Below are 19,397 nucleotides of genomic sequence, written 5' to 3' on the forward strand. Positions count from 1 at the left end.
GTGGCGGCGCCCGCGGACCTCCCGACCCGACCGTCGCCGCCCGCCGCGCCGGTGGCTACCCCGGCCCTCGACCGGCTGCTGGTGCGGTGCCGGCGCCACCTGCGCCTCGTGCGGGTGGTGGCGGTCGCGCCGGCGGCGATCGGCATCCCAGCCGCCGCGGCGGCCGCGTTCGGCCTGGCCGCACAGCTGGTGGTCCTGCCGCGGATCGGGGTCCACGTCCTCGTGGTGGCCGCCGTCACGAGCGTGGCGTGGCTCACCGGGGTGGCGGTGCGACGGGTGCCCCTCGCGTGGGCGGCACGGGCCGCCGACGGGTGGCTCGGCGGGGCCGACCGCTACGCCACCGCGTTCGAGCAGCGATCCGCCCCGGCGGGGCCGGTCGCGGTCGACCAGGTCCTCGGCACCGAGGAGGCGGCCTCCCGGGCCACCGGTCGGCTCAGCCCGCTGCGGCCACCGCGTCGCCCGACGGTCCTCGCAGGTCTCGCCGTCGTCCTCGCCGTGTGGCTCGTGCTGCTGCCGGACGCGCACGCCGATCTCCGTCAGCAGCGGGCGCAGGAAGCGGCCGCGGTCGAAGCCGTCGCCGACGAGCTGGCGGCGGCCGCCGATGCGCTCGACGCGGCCGACCCGGCCGCGGCTGCCGCCGCCGAACGGCTGCGCGAGATCGCCGCGGAGCTGGACGAGCGGTCGTTGGAGGAGGCGCTCGACGCGCTCGCCGAGGCGCGCGGTGAGTTGGCCCGCGAGCTGGACCCGGACCGTCGTGGGAGCCGCGCGGCGCTCGACGGTCTCGCGCGGGAGCTCGGCCGCGAACCGCTCGCTGAGGGTGACACGGTCGCGGCCCAGCTCGAGGCGCTCGCCGCCGGCCTGGCCGGTGGTCTGCCACCGGACCCGGACGCGTTGGCCGACCGGCTGCAGGAGCTCGCCGACGCCGTCGCGGGCGGGCAACCGCAGATCGCCGAGGGGCTGGCCGAGGCTGCCGGTGCACTGCGCCGTGGCGATGCGGGTGCGGCGGCCGCCGGTGCGAGCGCCGCCGCAGCCGCCGTCGGCAGCGCACAGGCGGCGGCGCTCGAACAGCTCGCACTCGAGTCCGCCGACGCCGCACTCTCGGACGCCCAGGCCGGGCTGCGGAGCGGCGAGGCCCGCGGCCAAGGGCAGGGCCAAGGGCAAGGGCAAGGGCAAGGGCAGGGCCAAGGCCAAGGCCAAGGGCAGGGCCAAGGCCAAGGCCAAGGCCAAGGCCAAGGCCAGGGCCAAGGCCAAGGACAAGGCCAGGGCGGCGGACGCGGCTCGACGGGTGAGGCCGGGCAGGGCGGCAGCAGCGACGTGACCCAGGATGGCGACGGGGCGCACGGCCGGGGCCGCGACCTCGACACCGTCTTCGCACCCCCGAACGGTGTCGGGGACACCGAGGCGTGGCAGCTGCCCGGTGCCGACTCCGGCGCTGGTCCCGAGGCCGACGCCGGCAAGGCGCTCGGTCAGGGCGAGAACGTGCCGGCGCTCGTGCCCTACCTCGACGTGCTCGGCAGCTACCGCGACGCCGCGACCCGCACCATCGAGCGTCCCGGTTTCCCCGCCGCCCGCCGCGACCTCGTCCGCGACTACTTCGACAGCCTCGCCCGCTGACCACCCCGCCGCTCAGATGCAGTCACGGTGACTGCAACCGGGCACCACACCACCGACGACCACCGACCCGCCGCTCAGATGCAGTCACGGTGACTGCAACCGGGCACCACACCACCGACCACCACCGACCGGCCGCACATCACCTGGAGCTGCCCGTGGAACCCGATCGTTTCGCCGAGGTCGTCGCCGGCGTCGAAGCCGAGCTGCGCCGCGTCATCGTCGGTCAGGCCGACCTGGTCCGCGATGTACTGACCTGCCTCGTCGCAGGCGGGCACGTGCTGCTCGAGGGGGTGCCCGGCCTCGGCAAGACCGTGCTGCTGCGGACCCTGGCCGAGACGCTCTCGCTCGACTCGACCCGGCTGCAGTGCACCCCCGACCTGCTGCCCGCCGACGTGGTCGGCACCACGGTCCTCGGCGGTGGCGATCCCGGCGGGGGCGCGTGGCAGGCCAGTTTCGAACCCGGCCCGGTGTTCACCCAGCTGCTGCTGGCCGACGAGCTCAACCGCGCCACCCCGAAGACCCAGTCCGCGCTGCTCGAGGCGATGGCCGAGCGCCGGGTCACCGTCGGCGGGGTGACCCGCGAGCTCCCGAAGCCGTTCTTCGTGATGGCGACCCAGAACCCCATCGAGATGGAGGGCACCTACCCCCTGCCCGAGGCGCAGCTCGACCGGTTCCTCGCCAAGGTGCTGGTCCCCTCCCCGTCCGCCGACGATCTGGTCGAGATCCTCGCCCGCACCACCGGCAACGCCGAGGTCCAGGTCCAGGCCGTCGCCTCGACCGAGGACCTCCTCGCTGCCATGCGGCTGGTGCGGGAGGTCCCGGTCGCCTCGCACGTGCTGCGGCACGTCGCCGAGCTGGTCGAGGCCACCCACCCCGGACGCCCGGCCGCACCGGAGCCGGTGCGCCGGTACGTCGCGCACGGCGCGTCCCCGCGTGGCGCCCAGTCGCTGGTGCTCGCAGCGAAGGCTCGTGCGCTGTTCGACGGGCGGCTGCAGGCCTCCTCCGACGACGTCCGTGGCGTGGCGCCAGCGTGCCTGCGCCACCGGCTGGTCCTGGGCTACGAAGCGGTCGTCGGTGGGGTCACCTCCGACGACGTCGTGGCGACGGTCCTGGAGGCCGTCCCGGCACCGAAGCCACCGGTCAAGGGCCTGGTGTGACGGCCGGCCCGCCGCTGCCGACAGCGCCAGCGCCGACGAGTTCGCTGCCGCTGTCGGCTGCGCTGATCGCGCAGCTCGGTCAGCACCAGCTGGCGCCGACGCGGCGCGTGCGGGGCCGGTTCGCGGGTGCCCACCGCTCGGCGCGGCTCGGCTCGTCGGCCGACGTCGCCGACGTCCGCGAGTACGTGGCGGGTGACGACCTGCGGCGGATCGACCGTGCGGCCTCGCGGCGGCACGGCAAGCTCCAGGTCGCACTGACGGAGGCCGAGGACGACGCGGCGGCACAGGTGGTCGTCGACCGGTCGGCCTCGATGGCTGGGGCCAAGGCGTCCCAGAGCGACCGGCTCGTCGCGGGGCTGGCGGTGCTCGGCGCGCGCGACGGTCTGCGCCTGTGGCTGGCGACGACACCGGCCACGGGGCCGGGTGCGGGCTCGACCGCGCGTCGGACGTCCGCTGGCAGCGGCTGGGCCCGCGGCCAGAACGCGCTGCCGACCGCGTGCACCCTCCTGGAGGCCGCACCGGTCCCGAGCGGCGGGGAGGGGCCCGCCGGGCGTCCGGACCTCGTCGCCGTGGTGCGCCGGGCTGCGCGGACGTCGGCCCAGGGACCGTTGCTGCTGGTCACCGACCTGCTCTTCGACGGGTGGGAGGAGGTGATCGTCGCGGTCGGGGCCGCCCGCCGCGACGCCGTCGTCCTGCAGGTCCTCGGCGACGACGAGCTCGCGCCCCAGCTCGACGGGGACGTGCGTCTCGTCGATGCCGAGACGGGCGCGGAGGTCGAGGTCGGCGCTGACGATCGCACGACCTCGGCCTACGCCGCCGCCCTGCGGGCGCACCTGACCGCCGTGGAGCAGGCCTGCACCGACCACGCGATCGCGCACGTCCTGGTGCCGGCCAGCGCCGACCCGGGCGACGTCCTGCTCGGTGACCTCCGGCTCGCCGGGGTGGTCCGGTGAGGCTGCTGGCCCCCGCCGGCCTGTGGGCCACCGCCGCCCTGGCCCCGCTGGTGGCCTGGTACCTGCTGCGACCGCGCCGACGACGGGTCGTGGTCGGATCCACCTACCTGTGGCGGGCGCTGGACCGACCTGCGACCGCGGCCACGCCCTGGCAGCGTTTCCGCGGCGACGTGACCTTCTGGCTCGCCGCGCTGGCGCTGCTCGCCCTGGTCGTCGCCCTGGCCCGACCCGCCGTCCCCGTCCCCGTGGCGCTCGGTGACCACACCATCCTGATCGTGGACACGTCGGGATCGATGCTGGCCGTCGAGGACGGGACGACCCGCGCCGAGTTGGCCCGGCGTGCGGCGACCGAGCTGACCTCGGCCCTCGGGCCGGGACAGCGCGTCTCGCTCGTCAGCGCCGGTGCCCGGGCCCGCATCGAGCTGGCGGCATCGAGCGACGCCCGCGAGGTCGCACGGAGCCTCGCCGGCCTCACCACCTCCCACGCTCCTGCCGACGTGGTCGACGCGTTCACCCTCGCCACCTCGCTGCAGCGGCCCGGTGAACGCACGATCGTGCACCTGCTGACCGACCGCGACCTCGGCGCCGAGGCCCGCGCCGCGGCGCCACCGGGACTGGCCGTCACGGGCATCGGCAGCGACCGACCCAACGTCGCGATCACGCGGCTGGCGACCGCCGCCGCCGGCGCCGGGGACCACCGCGTCCTCGCCCAGGTCCGCAGCTTCGCGTCGACCCCGGTGACGGGCCGGCTCGTGATCGACGTCGACGGGGTGACCGTCCTCGAGGCGCCGCTGGCGCTCGCCCCCCGTGGCAGCGAGGACGTCGTGGCCACCGTGGCCGGTGACGACGGGCAGGTCCTGACCGCCCAGCTCGCGCTCGAGACCGACGTCACGGGCGAGATCCCGGACGTGCTCGCCCACGACGACCAGGCCAGCGTCGTCCTCACCGCCCCCGAGGAACTGGCGGTCCTGATCGCGGGACCCGGCAGCACCTTCGTCGAGAGCGCGTTGGCCGCGACACCCGGGGTCCGGGTGGAGACGGCCCCCACCGTCCCGACCGAGCTGGCGGGCGTCGACCTCCTCGTGGTGGACCGGGTCGCGGCCCCCGCGGTGCTCGAGGTTCCCACCCTCCTGCTGGGTCCGACGACCTGGCCGGAGGGGATCGTCGCGGGTGACGAGGTCGAAGGCCCCTCGCTGACCTACCAGGCGACCCAGCACCCGCTGCTGACCGACGTCGACCTGACGGGTCTGGGTGTCGCCACCGCGGTGCGGCTCGACGCGCCGTCCCTGACACCGCTGGCCTCCGGCCCGCAGGGCGCGCTGCTCGCCGCGGGCCGGCTCGGTGGCGTGCCGGTCGTGGTCCTGCCGTTCGACCTCACGATGTCGGATCTCCCGCTGCGTCCGGCGTGGCCGCTCCTGGTGGCCAACGCCACCTCCTGGGCGGTCGGCGGCGTCACCAACGGCGAAGCGGTTCCCGTCGGCAGCGTCGTCACACCCGAGCTCGGGTCGGAGGCGGCGTCGGGCCGGCTCGTCGCCCACCCCCCGGACGGTTCCCCCTCGTTCGAGCTCGCACCGCCCGGGGCGCGACCCGCCGACGTGCTCCTCGACCGGACCGGGCTCTGGCGCATCGAGGCACCGGACGGCACCGACGTCCTGGTGCCAGTCGTGACCACCAGCGACGAAGGGGACCTGCTGGCACCCCGGCCGGCCTCGATCGCCACACCGCTCGCCGGCGACGCCGAGGACGGGGCCACCGGACTGGCGGAGTTCGGCCGGTGGGCGGTCGTCCTCGCGCTGGTCCTGCTGGTCGCCGAGTGGTGTTGGACCCAGTTCCTCGCGCCACGGCGTCGTACCCGACGTGCTCGGAGGGTGGCCTGATGCCGCTGGCCTTCGGAGCACCGCTCGCCCTCCTCGCCCTGCCCGTCGCCGCCATCGTCGTGCTGCTCACCCGCCGGCGCAGCCGTGTCGACCGCCACCTGCGCACGGCCACGTTCCTGCGTGCCGCGGGTGTCACGGCGCTCGTGCTCGCGCTGGCGCAACCGACCTGGAACGCGGCTGGCGGTGACCTCGACCTCGTGGTCCTCGTCGATGCCTCCGACTCGACCAGCGCGTCCCAGGCTGCCGTGACGGCGTGGCTGGACGGGGCGGTCGCAGCGCGCGGCGGCAACGACCGGATGGCGGTCGCGGCGGTCGGACGCGACGCCCAGGTCGAGCACGCGTTGCGGGTCGACCCGCCAGGCGGACGCCTGCAGGTACGGGTCGACGGCAGCGAGACCGACCTCGCCCGCGGCCTCCGACTGGCGCAGGGCCTGGCCGGCAGCGAGCACCGCCGGCGGGTGGTCCTGCTCACCGACGGGCTCGAGACCCGCGGGGATGCGGCATCCGCCGTGACCGAGCTGCGCGCCGCGGGGATCGCCCTCGACGTGGTGCGGCTCGGTGACGGGGCCGGCGCCGACGTGCTCGTCGCCGGGGTGGACGCGCCTTCCCGTGTGCGCGCCGGTGAGGCCTACGAGGTCGTGGTGACCCTGGTCAACACCGGGGCGCCCGCGGGCGGGGAGCTGGTGCTGCTCGGTGACGGTGACCTGATCGAGCGCCGCGCCGTCGAGCTCGACACCGGGACGACCGAGATCCGGTTCGAGCGGGTCGCGCCGTCGGACGACGAGGTCGACGCCGCCGGCACGGTCCGCTACGAAGCGCGGCTCGAGTCCGCCGCCTCGACCGAGCCACGCAACGACATCGGGGTCGCCGCGGTCCAGGTCGCCGGGCCCGCCCGCGTGCTCCTGGTCGAGGGCACCGCGGGCGACGCCGACGAGCTGGCCCGTCTCCTGGAGGCCGGGGGCTTGCCGACGACGGTTCGTCCTCCCCAGGACGGCTTCCCCCGGCTGGACGACCTGCTCGAGCACGACGCCGCGGTCCTCGTCGACGTCGACGAGTCGCAGATCGGCGAGGCCGGAGCCGTCGCGCTGGACGCCTACGTCCGGGACGCCGGCCGCGGCCTGACCGTCGTCGGGGGCGAGCGGTCCTACGGGCCCGGCGGGTACGACGGGACCCGCCTCGAGGAGCTCCTGCCGGTCTTCGCCCGCATCGAGGATCCGCAGCGCCGCCCCTCGGTCGCCCAGGCCCTCGTCGTGGACGTGTCCGGCTCCATGGCCGCCTGCCACTGCCGCCCCGCCTTCGAGGGTGGTGAGCCGCAGATGATCGAGGGCGGGGTCAACAAGACCGACATCTCACGTGAGGCCGTCGCCCGGGCCATCGCCAACCTCGACCAGCAGGACACCGTCGGGGTGCTGGCCTTCCACACCCGGGCGGAGTGGGTCCTGCCGCTGCAGTCGCTGCCCGACCAGTCGGTCGTCGACGATGCGCTGGCCCGCCTCCACCCGCAGGGCGACACCAGGATCAGCACGGCGCTCGAGGAGGCCATCGAGGGGCTCAAGGACGTCGAAGCGCGGCTGCGGCACATCGTCCTGTTCACCGACGGTTTCACCAACGAGCGCGGGCTGGTCGCCGTGACCGAACGCGCCGCCGAGGCCGGGATCACCGTGTCGGTGGTCGGGACCGGCGAGGGGACCGACGACGTCCTCGAGGAGATGGCGAACGCCGGCGGCGGGCGGTTCTACCCCGGGCGCGACCTCGCATCGATCCCGTCGGTGCTCGCCAGCGAGGTCCAGATGGTGGCGCGCCCGCTGATCGAGGAGGGCGAGTTCCCGCCGATCGTGACCGCGGCCGACCCGATCGTCGACCGCCTCGACGCCGCCCCCCCGCTGCTCGGCTACGTCGCCACGACCGAGAAGCCCACCGCGCGGACGCTGCTGCGCATCGGTGACGAACGCGACCCGCTGCTGGTCACCTGGCAGGCCGGGCTCGGCGAGGTGGTCGCGTGGACCTCGGACGCCGTACCGCGCTGGTCGTCGCACTGGGCCGGCTGGGAGGGGGCACGCGACCTTTGGTCGAGCGTGGTGCGCAGCACCCTGCCGACCGACGACGGTGGCGGGTTCGACGTGTCGGCGTCGGTGACTCCCGACGGTCTGCGCATCGAGGTGACCGCCTCCGAGCCGCTGCCCGCCGACACGGTGGTCACCGCCACCGTCACCGGCCCCGACGGGGAGCGGCGGCAGGTCCCGGTGCCTCGCGAGGACCTCGACACGTTCGCCGCCACGGTCGCGGCCGGCGGCGAAGGCGTCCACGCCGTCACCGTCGCGGTCGAGCGCGCCGGCGCCGAGCCGGCACGCCGGACCGTCACCGCGACCCGCACCTACCCCGCCGAGTACGCCCTGCACCCCGGCGGCGCCGAGGCAGCCGCCGTCCTCGCCACGATCGGCGAGGGGGAGCTCGACGTCACACCCGAGCAGGCCTTCCGCCGGGACGGCACCGAACCGGGTCGGCGACCACGCGACCTCGTCCCGTGGCTGCTCCTGATCGCGCTGCTGACCATCCCCGCCGACGTCGGGGCACGCAGGCTCCGCCTCGAACGCGGGGACCTCGCGGCCTTCCTGCGCCTGCCTCGCCGTCGGGAACGCGCCGGCGCTCCCCTGCCGCCCGCAACAGCTGCGCCCCGGGCCGCGCCGTCCGCCCCGCCACCCCCGACGACGGAGGTGCCGGCTGCCGGGCCAGCGACGCCCGTGGGGGCCGACGGGGCCCACGTCCCCGGTCAGCCCACGCAGCCGCCACCGCCCGTCGCACCGCCCCCACCGCCGACCGGCGCGGCCGCGCTCCTCGCGTCGCGACGGCGAGCACGGGAGGGCGCCACCGACCCGCCACCGGACGAGGGCCCCTGACCCGCGCGTCGTTCTCGACCAGCCTCCGCAGCTGCACGGGCGACCCTCGGTACGGTCGCTCGGATGCCTGCCACCACCGCCGCCACCTCGCGCACGACGCGTCCCCGGAACGGTCGCCGTCGGCGGCCACCGGCCCGGTGGGACGGGTTGGACGTCGCCCGCGGCATCGCCGTGCTGCTCGCCACGGTGCTCGTGGTCGGCGCGCTGCTCGGACCCGAGGCGCTCGGCCCGACCTCGTGGCGCGGTCTGGCCCCCGTCGACACGCTGCCCGGCCTGTTCCTGGTGCTCGCCGGCGCAGGCTCGGGGTGGCGCCACGACAGCGGCGGCTCGTGGTCCTCCCGCCGCCGGTGGCGGCGTGCCGGTGTGCTCCTGCTGCTGGGCGGCCTGGTGGTCGTGGCGCGGGCCGAGGCCGATCCGGCGCGCCTCGCCCTCGACGAGCTGTTGCGCCTGGCCGCCGCCACCGGGCTCGCGGCCATCGCACTGCGGCTGCCACGGTGGCTGCTCGTACCGGTCACCGGTCTGCTGCTGCTCGTCCCCGCGGTCGCCGTCACCGGTGACCCGATCGGTCGCGGCGTCGACGCGATCGACCCAGCCACGGCCTGGGCCCTCGAGTCCGCGCTCGGACTGCCTTCCGGCGGGGTGCCGCTGGTGTCCCTGCCGGCCGCCGTCGCGCTCGTGCTGATCGGACACGCCCTCGGGGTCTGGGCCCACCGCAGGCCCCCCGGACCGGCCACCGGCGCGGCGCTCGGGACCGTCGGTGTGTGGGCCATGGTCGCCACCGTGGTGACCGCGCAGGTCGTCGCACCGGTCCCAGCCCTGCTGGCGCTGCCCGCGGCCACAGCGGCCACCGGCGTGGCCAGCTTCGTGCTGGCCGCGGGGCACCTGGCTGCCACCTGGGGCGGCGGAGCCCCGGGGCTGGCCGCGACGGGACGTGTGGCCCTGCCGCTGGTGGCCACCGGGACCGTCGCCGTGGCTCTGATCGCGCGGTCGGCGCTCCTCGACCTGCCGGCCCTCGCCGCACTGACGGCCGGTGGCGCCGTCGCGGCCGCGGCGCTGGCGGTGGGACGACGACTCGATCGCTGGCCGCTCCGCGCCTGACCGTCCCGGCCGCCTGGTGGCCGGGTCCGCGGTTCACGGTCGCGTCGCCGACGTGCTCGACTGGAGGGCCGACCCTCCCGCCACCCCGCGAGGACCCCGTGACCGACCTCCGCGCCGTGCCCGAGCCGCCCGACCCGCGGGCCGCGCTGCCGCAGGTCGACGCGGTCGTCCGGTCGCTGCCGGACCTCGTCGCCGAAGCTGGTCATGCCAGCGTCACCGCTGCGGTCAGGGCCGAGCTCGACCACCTCCGGGCCGCGCTGGCACCGGGGGGCCGGGCGCCGGACGTCGGCGAGGTCGCCGCGGCCGCCGAGCGACGGGTCCGCGACGCGCGGTCCGGCGGCCTCGTCGCGGTGGTCAACGCGACCGGCGTGGTCCTGCACACCGGCCTCGGTCGTGCGCCGCTGTCGGCCGCGGCCCGTGAGGCGATCCAGGTCGCCGCCGGGTACAGCTCGGTCGAGCTCGACCTGGCGACCGGTGACCGCGGGTCACGGACCGCGCACCTCGGTGGCCTCGCGGCCTCGGCGTGCGGCACGGAGGCCGCCACCGTGGTCAACAACGGTGCGGGCGCGCTGCTGCTCGTCCTGGCCGCGTTGGCCGGCGGGCGCGAGGTCGTCGTCTCCCGCGGTGAACTGGTCGAGATCGGCGGGTCGTACCGGCTGCCCGACGTCATGCAGGCCGCCGGGGTGACCCTCGTCGAGGTCGGGACGACCAACCGCACCCGCCTGGCCGACCACCGCGACGCGGCCGGTCCGGACACGGGGCTGCTGCTGAAGGTGCACCGCTCGAACTTCGCCATCGTCGGCTTCACCGAGGACACCCCGCTCGCCGACCTCGTCGGGCTCGGCCGCGAGCTCGACGTGCCGGTCGTGCACGACCTCGGATCGGGGCTGCTCGTCGAGCCTCCGGCCGGTTCGCCCCTCGCCGGCGAACCGTCCGTCGCCGCCTCGGTCGCCGCCGGCGCCGACCTCGTGGTCATCTCCGGGGACAAGCTGCTCGGTGGACCGCAGGCGGGCATCATCGCTGGCCGCGCCGACCTGGTGGCCACGTGCGCCCGACACCCGCTGGCGCGGGCGCTGCGGATCGACGCCCTGCAACGAGCCGCCCTCGAGGCGACGTTGGCCGCCCACCTGCGCGACCCGGTCCCCCACGAGCTGCCCACCGTCGCCATGCTCCACACCACCACGGCCGAGCTGCGTTCTCGAGCCGAGCGGCTGGCAGCGGCCTGCGGGGACGGTGCCGAGGCCGTCGCGACCACCGGTCGCGTCGGTGGCGGGTCCCTGCCCACCCGGGAGCTGCCGTCCTGGGCGGTGGCGCTGGACGGCCCCGCCGACGCGCTGTCCGCCGCGCTGCGTCAGGGCCACCCTCCCGTCCTCGGACGCATCACGGGCGACCGGCTGCTGCTGGATCTGCGGACCGTGCCGCCCGCGGGCGACGAGGAGCTGGTGGCGCTGGTGGCCGCAGCACGCGAGCGGGCGGGCGTCCGCTGACCGAGCAGCGCGTCGTCGCGACCGCCGGGCACGTCGACCACGGCAAGTCCACCCTGGTCCGTGCCCTCACCGGCACCGATCCGGACCGGCTCGACGAGGAACGACGGCGCGGGCTGACCATCGAGCTCGGCTTCGCGTGGTGCGTCCTGCCGGCGGTCGACGGCTCCCCCCCGGTGACCGCCGCGTTCGTCGACGTGCCCGGGCACGAGCGCTTCATCGGCACGATGCTGGCCGGGACCGGGCCCGCGCCGGCGGCCCTGCTCGTCGTGGCTGCCGACGACGGCTGGTCGGCCCAGACCGAGGAGCACGTCGAGGTGCTCGACCTGCTCGAGATCCCCGGGCTGGCCGTCGCCCTCACCAAGGCCGATCTGGTGACCCCGGAGCGGGTCGATGCGGTCCGGGCCGCGATCGACCGACGCCTCGCCGACACCACCCTGGCCGGTGCACCCGTCGTGGTGGTCGACGGCCCCCGCGGCACCGGGGTCCCCGAGCTCGCACGCGTGCTGGCCGAGCGCCTGGCCGGACACCCACCAGCGGTCGATCACGGACGCCCTCGGTTGTGGGTCGACCGGGTCTTCCCGGTCCGGGGCGCCGGGACCGTGGTCACCGGCACCCTCGGTGGCGGTCGGCTGTGCGTCGGAGACGCCGTCCGGATCCTGCCCGCGGGTCACGAGGTCCGCGTCCGCGGCCTGCAGAGCCTCGGCCGTGCCGTCGACGAGGCCCCACCGGGGACCCGGGTCGCGGTCAACCTCGCCGGGGTCGACCGCGACCAGGTCGCACGCGGGGACGCCGTCGTCGGGGGCGGCCCCTGGCGGACCACCTCGCGGCTCGACGTCGTCGTCCGTGCCCTCCCCGGCCGCCGCGTCGACCGGGCGGGGGCGTGGCGGGTCCATGTCGGGTCGGCCGCCGTGACCGCCCAGGTCCTGCCCCTGACCGACCCGGTGGTCGGCCCCCACGTCGGCGGAGGCGAGCCACCCGACGAGGCGACGGGGGCGGTGCGGTTGCTGCTGGAAGCGCCGCTCCCCCTGGTCGCCGGGGACCGGCTGGTGCTGCGCGAGGGCGGCCGTCGCGAGACGGTCGCGGGTGGGCAGGTCTGCGATCCGGACACCGGTCCCCCGCCGCGTGGCCGCGCCGCCAGGCAGGAGCGGGTCACCGCGCTCGCCGAGGTGGCGGCCGCCTCGACCCCGGCCGGACGGCTCCGCGCGCTGCTGGCGCTGACGGCCGGGGCCCGCCCGGGCAGCGCTGCCCTCGCTGCGGCAGGCCTGTCGGCGACGGAGCCGCGACCGGACGGGGTGGCCGCCGTCGGCGACCACGCGGTGCTCGAGGACGATCTCGAACGCTGGACCGCCGTCGCCCTGACCACCGTGGGCGAGACCGGTACCGACCACGGTCGCCTCGTGGCCGCGCTCGGCGAGGCGGACGCCCCTGCCGGCCTCGCGGACCGACTCCCTGGCCACCTCCTCGCAACCGGCCGGCTCGTGCGCACACCGACCGGCCTGGCGACGCCCGGCGGCGCCGCGGAGGCCGCCGGGGGGCGCCGTGACCGCGACGAGGCGCTCCTGACCGCCCTCCTGGCCGAACCCTTCTCCCCGCCGGACCTGACGACCACCGCCAGGGACGTCGGCCTCGACCACCGTGAGGTCAACCGTCTGGTGCAGGCCGGCAGGATCGTGCGCACCGGTGACCTCGCCTTCGCTGCCGAGGCGGTGACGTCGGCCGTCGCCGTCCTCGAACGGTTGCAGGCGGAGGTCGGCCCGTTCACCGCGGCCCAGGCCAAGACGGCCTGGGGCACGACCCGCCGCTACGCCATCCCGCTCCTCGAGCACCTCGACCGCACGCGGATCACCCGCTTCGACGGCCGCCTGCGCACCCTCACCGGTCACCGCCCGAGCTCGCCGACCTGACCGCCGTGCGACACCTCCGGCTCACCGCGACGCCACATGCGCAGACCTGCGTCGCAGACGTCGCCGTGAGCACCTCACGTCGCAGGGCGGCCGTCGCCGGGGTGGTCGGCCACGTCGTCGTCGGGACCCGGCAGCGCCGCGTCGTCGGAACCGTCCCGGCGCGCCACCTTCATCTCGGATTCGTGAACGTGCCGGCGGCCACCGAGCAACGTCTCGCGGACCTCACGTTCGAGATCGACGGCCACGTTCCAGTAGGTGTCGTCGAACGCCTCGACGACCTCGAAGGTCCAGCGGTCGGGCAGGGCGTTGCGCCCGAGCCACTCGGTCGCGACCCGGTCGGCGAGGTCGTGGTGACCGGCGGCGCGCAGCTGGAGGACGGCCTCGCCGAGGATCAGGTCGGCCCGGCCGAGCTCCTGGTGGAAGGCGTACAGCGACCCGCGGGCCCGGATCATCCACTCGTAGGCTTCGCTGACCTTGCCGACGGCCTCGACCGTGCCGTCGTCGGCGCCGACGGGCCGGCGGTGACCGGGATCGGGCTGCTCGGGCACGGCGGGCCTCCTCGTCAGCCGATCCGGAGGATCGCCTCGACCTCGACGGGGCTGCCGAGCGGGAGCGCCGACACGCCGACGGCCGAGCGGGCGTGGACGCCCGCATCCCCGAGCACGTCGGCCAGCAGCGTGGACGCCCCGTTGGCGACCAGGTGCTGCTCGGTGAAGTCCGGCGTGGAGGCCACGAAGACGGTCACCTTCACGATCCGGACCCGCTCGAGATCGGCGTCGGTGCCGCCCGCCGCTGCCCGCGCCACGGCCAGGACGTTGATGGCGGCGAGGCGGGCGAGCTCCGCCGCGTCCTCGGTGGTCACACCGTCACCGCAGGTCCCCGTCCCGGCCAGGGTGCCGTCGACCAGCGGCAGCTGTCCGGCGGTGTGGACGAGTTCACCGGCCACCGCGAAGGGCTGGTAGGCCGCGGCCGGCGCCGGCGGGGTCGGCAGGGTCAACCGAAGCGCCGCGAGCCGCTCCGCGACGGTCGTGGCCTCACTCACCGACGGGCCGCTTGAAGTAGGCCACGTTGTCGGCGATGGCGACCAGCTCCCAACCGTCCGAGCCCCACTGGTTGAGGATCTGCTGCAGCGCGTGGCTGATCAGGGGTGCGGTGGCGTACTCCCAGCGGGTCACAGGTCACCTCGGGTGCTCGGGCGGGCGCGGGCCTCGTGGCCGCGTACGGGCACGCGAACCTAGGTCCTGGCGGCGCGGCTGACGAACCACCGCGCGGGGGACCACGCGTCGGTCAGGCGCTGCGCGGCATGGCGCCGCCCCGCGCCGCGAGGATGGAGCGACGATCGCTCTCGCCGAGGCCCCCCCACACGCCGTACAGCTCACCCTCCGTGAGGGCGTGCTCGCGGCACTCCGCGAGCGCCGGGCACCCGGCGCAGACGGCCTTGGCAGCCGCTTCGCGGGTGAGCCGCTCACGTTTGGGCTCGAAGCGGTTCGGGCCGAAGAACAGCGTCGGGTCCTCGCCGCGGCAACGGGCCGTCAGGGCCCACCCGTCGTCGTCCGCGGCAGCGCCCAGCGCATCGAGCCGGAGCAGCGGTGCTTCCTCGAGATCACGCAACGGCTCCCCCTCGGTCCGGCCGACGCGCAGGGCGGGGACACTATGGCCAGGGGGTAGGGCTTGACTAGACCCTGAGCGCTCGCCGTCGTTCAACACGTGCGTGCACTTGCGAGCGGCTCGGCACGGAGCGTCACGCGCCGCCGTCGGACGGGCCGCGGTGGGCGCCGTCCGCGGCCCGACCTCAGGCCTCGGCCGGACCGCTGGCCGCCGCGTCGCCACCACCGGCGACCGACCCCGCCGACGCTGGCTCGAACGGTTCGACGAGGACGACCGGGCCGTCCACGGCGTGTACCCGCACAGGTGTGCCGACCTTGGCGCGCTTGGCCTCGCCGGTCCACCGTGCCCGCCACAGGGCTCCGTCGAGGTAGACGTGACCCTCCGGGTTGAGCACCGAACGGACGATGCCGGCCTTGCCCACCAGGTCCTCGACCGTGACGCCCTCGGGGCCAGCCTGCGCGCGCAGGATCGACGTCATCACCAGCACGAAGAAGGCGAACGCCGACACGGTCGTGACGACCACGAGCCAGACGGGCAGGGTGAGCACGTCGGCGTCGTAGAAGTTCAGCGAGCCCACCGCGAACGCCACCGTCGCGGCCAGCGTGACCGGCCCGAAGCCGGCCACGGCCGTATCCACCGCGTACAGGAGCAGTCCGAGCACCACCAACGCCACCGCCCACCAGGTGACGGGCAGGACGAAGAGGCCGAACACCCCGATGCCGGCGGTGATGAGCCCGGCGAGCCCGGCGACGCCGAAGCCGGGCTGGAAGACCTCGAACAGCAACATCCCGAGGCCGACGGTCAGCAGCAGGTAGATGAACGGGGCCGTGGTCGCAGCGTGCAGCAGGCGGCGCACCAGCCCGAGCGAGTGGAACCGCACGCCCACCTCGTCGCCCTGGATGGTCAGCTGCTGGCCCGCCACCTCGGTGCCGTCGAGCTCGAGCAGCAGCGCCTCGAGTCCCGCGACGGCGAGGTCGGCGGTCCCGAGCGCCTCCAGCTCCTCGGCGGTGACCTCGTCGTCGAGGAGGCGCGTGACGATCTGCTCGTCGTCCACGTCCCGCGACAGGCCGCCGGCGACCTCGGCGACGAGGTAATCGGTCAGGTCGGTCAGGTCGGCCGGGTCGAGCGGCCCGACGGTGGCGTCCAGCGCCACCGCGCGGACGTCGGCCGCGAGCCACAGCAGGCCGGCGGCTCCAGCGGCACGCGGCCCGGATCCGAGCGGACCGACCAGGACGGCGACCGGGACCGGCGACGCCTCGATGGCGGCCAGCAGCTCATCGGTGTCGACCGAGACGCCTCCGCCCGCATCGAGCTGGAGCACGACCAGGACCGAGCCGTCGGCCGCCGCGAGGTCGAGCACGTCGGTGATCTGCGCGGACGTCGGCGGGTCGAGGAACCCGCTCAGCGGCAGGATCTCGACCAGACGCTCGACGCTGTCGGCATCCTCCGAGGGCAGGCCGGCGTCGTCCGCCGTCTGGGCAGCGGACGCGAGCGAGGCCGTGAGTCCCAGGAGGAGGGCCGGGAGCACGAGCACGACGAGGAGGCGGCGCAGCGCCGCGGACGTGGGAGCCATGGCCGGAGGGTACCGCCGTCCGTACGGGCCCCGGTCCCCCGCCGAGGCGGCCACGAACGACCATCGGGTCCGTCCGCCCCCCACCGGTCGTGACCGTCGCCACCCCCCGGCCGCCTAGGATCGTCGCCCTATGTCCTCGTCACTCCCACACGGTCTCGACGGCCTGCTGCCGGCCAACGTCGTCATCGTCACCGGCAAGGGCGGCGTCGGGAAGACCACCGTCGCCGCCTCCCTCGCGCTCGCCGGCGCGTCCTCGGGCCGCCGCACCCTCCTCGTCGAGGTCGAGGGACGCCAGGGGCTGCACCGCACGTTCGGGACCCACCCGTGGGACTACACCGAGCGGGAGTTCCGCGCCGGGCTGTGGGGTGCGGCCCTCGACCCCGCCGATGCCGTCTACGAGTACCTCGAGATGTTCTACGGCCTCAAACGGGTCCAGTGGTTCATGGAGCGCTCGAACGCGCTCGACTTCGTGACGACCGCCGCCCCCGGCCTCCGGGACCTGCTGCTGATCGGCAAGATCTACGAGATCGAAGCGCGGCGGCGCGACGACGGGCGTCGCCAGTACGACCTGATCGTGGTCGACGCGCCCCCGACCGGACGCATCGTGCCCTTCCTCGAGGCACCCGAGGGCGTCACCGAGATCGTCCGCGTCGGACCGATCAAACGCCAGGCGGGCCTCATCCGCGAGATGCTCCAGGACCCCGCCCGCGTCCAGGCCATCGTGGTCACCCTCCTCGAGGAGATGCCGGTCCAGGAGACCATCGAGGGGGTCGCGGCCCTCACCCGCGCAGGGATCGCCGTCGGTCCGGTCGTCGCCAACCAGGTGGAACGGCCCCGGCTCGACGACGCCGGCACCGCGGCGCTCGCCTCCCTCGGCGCCGACGGGCTGCGGGAACGGGCCGAAGCCGCCGGCGCACCCATGTCCGGCCGCACCGCCGAGCTCACCCTCCAGCTCGCCGCCGAGCACCAGGCCCGCATCGGGCAGCAGGCCACCTTGCGGGCCGACCTCGAGACCCGCACCCGCAGCGGCGTGCTGAGCCTGCCCCAGCTGACCGGTGCGACCTTCGACGTCCGCGACCTCGAGGTGCTCGCCGACGCCCTCGCCCTCCAGGTCGGCGAACCCGGCCCGCGCGCCGTCGACCTGCTCGACGGGATCGTGCCCACCCTCGACGCCGGAGGGCACGCGTGAGCGATGGCCTCCGCGACGCGATCGAGGACGCGCACGTCCTGGTGACCACCGGCGCCGGCGGCGTCGGCAAGACCACCACCGCCGCCGCCATCGGCCTGGCCGCCGCCCGCGCCGGCCGACGGACCCTCGTGCTGACCATCGACCCGGCACGGCGGCTCGCACAGGCGATGGGCCTCGACCGCCTCGACGACACCCCTGCCCGGGTCCACCTCGACGGCGTCACGACCGACGGCGGCGAGCTGTGGGCCATGATGCTCGACATGCAGACCACCTTCGACCGACTCGTCGACACCCATGCCACGACGCCGGCCAACGCCCGGGCGGTCAAGCAGAACCGCATCTACCGGACCCTGTCCTCCACCCTCTCGGGGACCCAGGAGTACATGGCCATGGAGCGGCTGCACGAGCTGCACGACACCGGCGAGTGGGACCTGCTCGTGGTCGACACCCCACCGACGCGCAGCGCCCTCGACTTCCTCGACGCCCCGAAACGCATGACCTCGTTCCTCGACGGCCGGCTCCTGACCCTGCTGCTCAAGCCCTCGGTCGCGGCCGGCAAGGGCGTCGGCCGGGTCGTCGGGTTCGGCGCCACCGCCTTCATGCGCGTCGCCGGACGCGTCACGGGCATGGACCTGCTCGAGGACCTCGGTGACTTCTTCCGCAACTTCGAGGGCATGTACGACGGCTTCAAGCAGCGCGCCGCCGAGGTGCTCGAGCTGCTCCAGGACCCGAGCTCACGGTTCGTGGTGATCACCTCCCCCGAACCACCCCCCCTCCGCGAGGCCCGCTTCTTCCTCGAACGGCTCGAACAGGAGGGGCTGCACGCCGCCGGGCTGGTGGTCAACCGCATCCGCCCCGAGGTGCCACGCGACCCGTCCGACGCCGCCCTGGCACGAGCGATCGCCGACCAGCCCGACGACACCACCGGCCGCGCGATCGCCGGCGCGTTGTCCCTGCTCGGCGACGTGCGTGGCCTCGCCACCCGCCAACGCCACGACGTCGAGGCCGCCCGCTACGGGCTGAGCGTCGATCCGGTGGTCCACGTCCCCCTGCTCGCCGAGGACGTGCACGACCTCGACGGTCTCAGCGCCATCGCCCACACCCTGACGACCGGGAGCCCCAGGTGAGTGACCAGGACCCGACCGCCGCCCGCGAGGACGACGAGCAGCAGCCCGCGCCGGACGAGCCCGACGACACGGCGACCCCGGGAGGCGACGAAGCGAGTGCCAGCGACACCGGCCACGACCCGTCGTCGGCGCTCGCCGCGGTCGCCCGGTCCGCGACGCCACCGCGCCCACCCCGCCGTACCGGCGTCTTCATCGACCCCGACGACCTGCGCACCCACGTCGGGGGACTGCTGCGCGCCATCCTCGGCGGCTACGAGGTCGACGCCTTCGGCAACTACACCTTCACCCACGAGGGCGCGCGCATCTTCGTCACCGTCAGCGGGTCACCGATCGGCCCGCAGGTCGGCGTCTTCTCGGTCACCAACGTCGACGTCGAGCTGACCCCCGACCTCGCCGCCTTCCTGCTGACCACCAACCACACGCTCGGCTTCGGGGCGTTCAGCTACGACGTCGGCAACCGGGCCGTGTGGCTGCGGCACACCCTCCTCGGCACCACGCTCGACGGCCCCGAGCTGCAGAGCGCCGTCGCCGCGGTCGCCACCACCGCCGCCCGGCTCGACCACCCCATCCGGGACCGCTTCGGCGGCGGCACCTTCGCCGACGCCCCCGACGACGTCCAGCGCGGGGTCGAACCACCGCGGGTCGACCCCGAGCCGCCGGCCCCCAACGCCTCCGGCTACCTGTAGATCGTCCTGCTGCGGTCGCTGCGCGACCTCACAGGACCACCGTGCGTGCTCCCTCGGCCCCCTGGGGGGCCTCGGTCCGCGCCGCCGGTCAGTTCGTCCTGCTGCGGTCGCTGCGCGACCTCACAGGACCACCGTGCGTGCTCCCTCGGCCCCCTGGGGGCCTCGGTCCGCGCCGCCGGTCAGTTCGTCCTGCTGCGGTCGCTGCGCGACCTCACAGGACACCGTGC

The 19,397-nt window shown here is 75.5% G+C and carries 16 protein-coding genes; 11 read left to right on the top strand and 5 right to left on the bottom strand.

The genetic code is table 11. The features are described from left to right. The 8 genes from NITAL_RS26970 (at position 1) to selB (ending at position 12,987) form a co-directional block, all read left to right on the top strand. On the top strand, positions 1-1,614 hold the full coding sequence (locus tag NITAL_RS26970; protein WP_052664720.1) for a hypothetical protein: 1,614 nt from the start codon (positions 1-3) through the stop codon (positions 1,612-1,614). A 155-nt stretch (positions 1,615-1,769) separates the two neighbouring features. Beyond that, on the top strand, positions 1,770-2,771 hold the full coding sequence (locus tag NITAL_RS03405; RefSeq protein WP_083441181.1) for an AAA family ATPase: 1,002 nt from the start codon (positions 1,770-1,772) through the stop codon (positions 2,769-2,771). Continuing rightward, entirely contained in the window at positions 2,768-3,724 is a 957-nt protein-coding gene (locus NITAL_RS03410; protein WP_052664722.1) for a DUF58 domain-containing protein, read from the top strand. Before NITAL_RS03405 ends, NITAL_RS03410 begins: the two co-directional genes overlap by 4 nt. Continuing rightward, positions 3,721-5,601 carry a vWA domain-containing protein gene (locus NITAL_RS03415; RefSeq protein ID WP_052664724.1) on the top strand — a complete coding sequence of 627 codons (1,881 nt, stop codon included), beginning with the start codon at positions 3,721-3,723 and terminating at the stop codon, positions 5,599-5,601. The genes NITAL_RS03410 and NITAL_RS03415 overlap by 4 nt, the downstream gene beginning before the upstream one ends. Then, the gene (locus NITAL_RS03420; protein WP_052664725.1) at positions 5,601-8,498 is read left to right on the top strand and encodes a VWA domain-containing protein; all 2,898 of its coding nucleotides are present in this window, start codon (positions 5,601-5,603) and stop codon (positions 8,496-8,498) included. Before NITAL_RS03415 ends, NITAL_RS03420 begins: the two co-directional genes overlap by 1 nt. A gap of 63 nt (positions 8,499-8,561) precedes the next feature. Beyond that, complete coding sequence (locus NITAL_RS03425; protein ID WP_052664728.1) at positions 8,562-9,596, top strand: heparan-alpha-glucosaminide N-acetyltransferase domain-containing protein; 1,035 nt, start codon at positions 8,562-8,564, stop codon at positions 9,594-9,596. A 98-nt stretch (positions 9,597-9,694) separates the two neighbouring features. Next, a complete protein-coding gene (selA, locus tag NITAL_RS28810; protein WP_052664730.1) occupies positions 9,695-11,083 on the top strand; it encodes an L-seryl-tRNA(Sec) selenium transferase in 1,389 nt (462 codons plus the stop codon). After that, the gene (selB, locus tag NITAL_RS03435; RefSeq protein WP_281175587.1) at positions 11,080-12,987 is read left to right on the top strand and encodes a selenocysteine-specific translation elongation factor; all 1,908 of its coding nucleotides are present in this window, start codon (positions 11,080-11,082) and stop codon (positions 12,985-12,987) included. The genes selA and selB overlap by 4 nt, the downstream gene beginning before the upstream one ends. 74 nt (positions 12,988-13,061) lie before the next feature. Here the strand turns inward: selB and NITAL_RS03440 are convergent, their stop codons facing one another. The 5 genes from NITAL_RS03440 to NITAL_RS03455 form a co-directional block, all read right to left on the bottom strand. After that, complete coding sequence (locus NITAL_RS03440; RefSeq protein WP_211262176.1) at positions 13,062-13,535, bottom strand: hypothetical protein; 474 nt, start codon at positions 13,533-13,535, stop codon at positions 13,062-13,064. Between the two features lie 14 nt (positions 13,536-13,549). Continuing rightward, entirely contained in the window at positions 13,550-14,029 is a 480-nt protein-coding gene (locus tag NITAL_RS03445) for a RidA family protein (protein ID WP_052664734.1), read from the bottom strand. Further along, positions 14,022-14,162, bottom strand: a complete 141-nt coding sequence (locus tag NITAL_RS26975) for a DUF4177 domain-containing protein (RefSeq protein WP_157041591.1) — start codon at positions 14,160-14,162, stop codon at positions 14,022-14,024. The genes NITAL_RS03445 and NITAL_RS26975 overlap by 8 nt, the downstream gene beginning before the upstream one ends. Positions 14,163-14,274: 112 nt before the next feature. After that, complete coding sequence (locus tag NITAL_RS03450) at positions 14,275-14,598, bottom strand: WhiB family transcriptional regulator (protein ID WP_083441184.1); 324 nt, start codon at positions 14,596-14,598, stop codon at positions 14,275-14,277. Between the two features lie 181 nt (positions 14,599-14,779). Beyond that, the gene (locus NITAL_RS03455) at positions 14,780-16,168 is read right to left on the bottom strand and encodes an NfeD family protein (RefSeq protein WP_052664736.1); all 1,389 of its coding nucleotides are present in this window, start codon (positions 16,166-16,168) and stop codon (positions 14,780-14,782) included. Positions 16,169-16,298: 130 nt separating this feature from the next. Between NITAL_RS03455 and NITAL_RS03460 the strand changes: the two genes are divergently transcribed. Genes NITAL_RS03460 through NITAL_RS03470 form a run of 3 tightly spaced genes read left to right on the top strand, consistent with a single transcriptional unit; the run spans position 16,299 to position 19,170 of the window. Further along, the gene (locus NITAL_RS03460) at positions 16,299-17,357 is read left to right on the top strand and encodes an ArsA family ATPase (protein WP_052664738.1); all 1,059 of its coding nucleotides are present in this window, start codon (positions 16,299-16,301) and stop codon (positions 17,355-17,357) included. After that, positions 17,354-18,484 (top strand): ArsA family ATPase, encoded by a 1,131-nt coding sequence (locus NITAL_RS03465; protein ID WP_052664740.1) that lies wholly within the window; start codon positions 17,354-17,356, stop codon positions 18,482-18,484. Before NITAL_RS03460 ends, NITAL_RS03465 begins: the two co-directional genes overlap by 4 nt. Continuing rightward, positions 18,481-19,170, top strand: a complete 690-nt coding sequence (locus tag NITAL_RS03470) for a T3SS (YopN, CesT) and YbjN peptide-binding chaperone 1 (RefSeq protein WP_052664742.1) — start codon at positions 18,481-18,483, stop codon at positions 19,168-19,170. The genes NITAL_RS03465 and NITAL_RS03470 overlap by 4 nt, the downstream gene beginning before the upstream one ends. The last annotated feature ends 227 nt before the right edge of the window (positions 19,171-19,397 follow it).

This window comes from Nitriliruptor alkaliphilus DSM 45188, assembly GCF_000969705.1.
GTDB classification, from domain to species: Bacteria; Actinomycetota; Nitriliruptoria; order Nitriliruptorales; family Nitriliruptoraceae; genus Nitriliruptor; species Nitriliruptor alkaliphilus.

What these genes read in the sequence shown, in the direction of transcription:
- NITAL_RS03420 (WP_052664725.1), top strand. Translation starts at nt 5,601, where the DNA reads ATGCCGCTGGCCTTCGGAGCACCGCTCGCCCTCCTCGCCCTGCCCGTC.
- NITAL_RS03425 (WP_052664728.1), top strand. Translation starts at nt 8,562, where the DNA reads ATGCCTGCCACCACCGCCGCCACCTCGCGCACGACGCGTCCCCGGAAC.
- NITAL_RS03460 (WP_052664738.1), top strand. Translation starts at nt 16,299, where the DNA reads ATGTCCTCGTCACTCCCACACGGTCTCGACGGCCTGCTGCCGGCCAAC.
- NITAL_RS03455 (WP_052664736.1), bottom strand. Translation starts at nt 16,168, where the DNA reads ATGGCTCCCACGTCCGCGGCGCTGCGCCGCCTCCTCGTCGTGCTCGTG.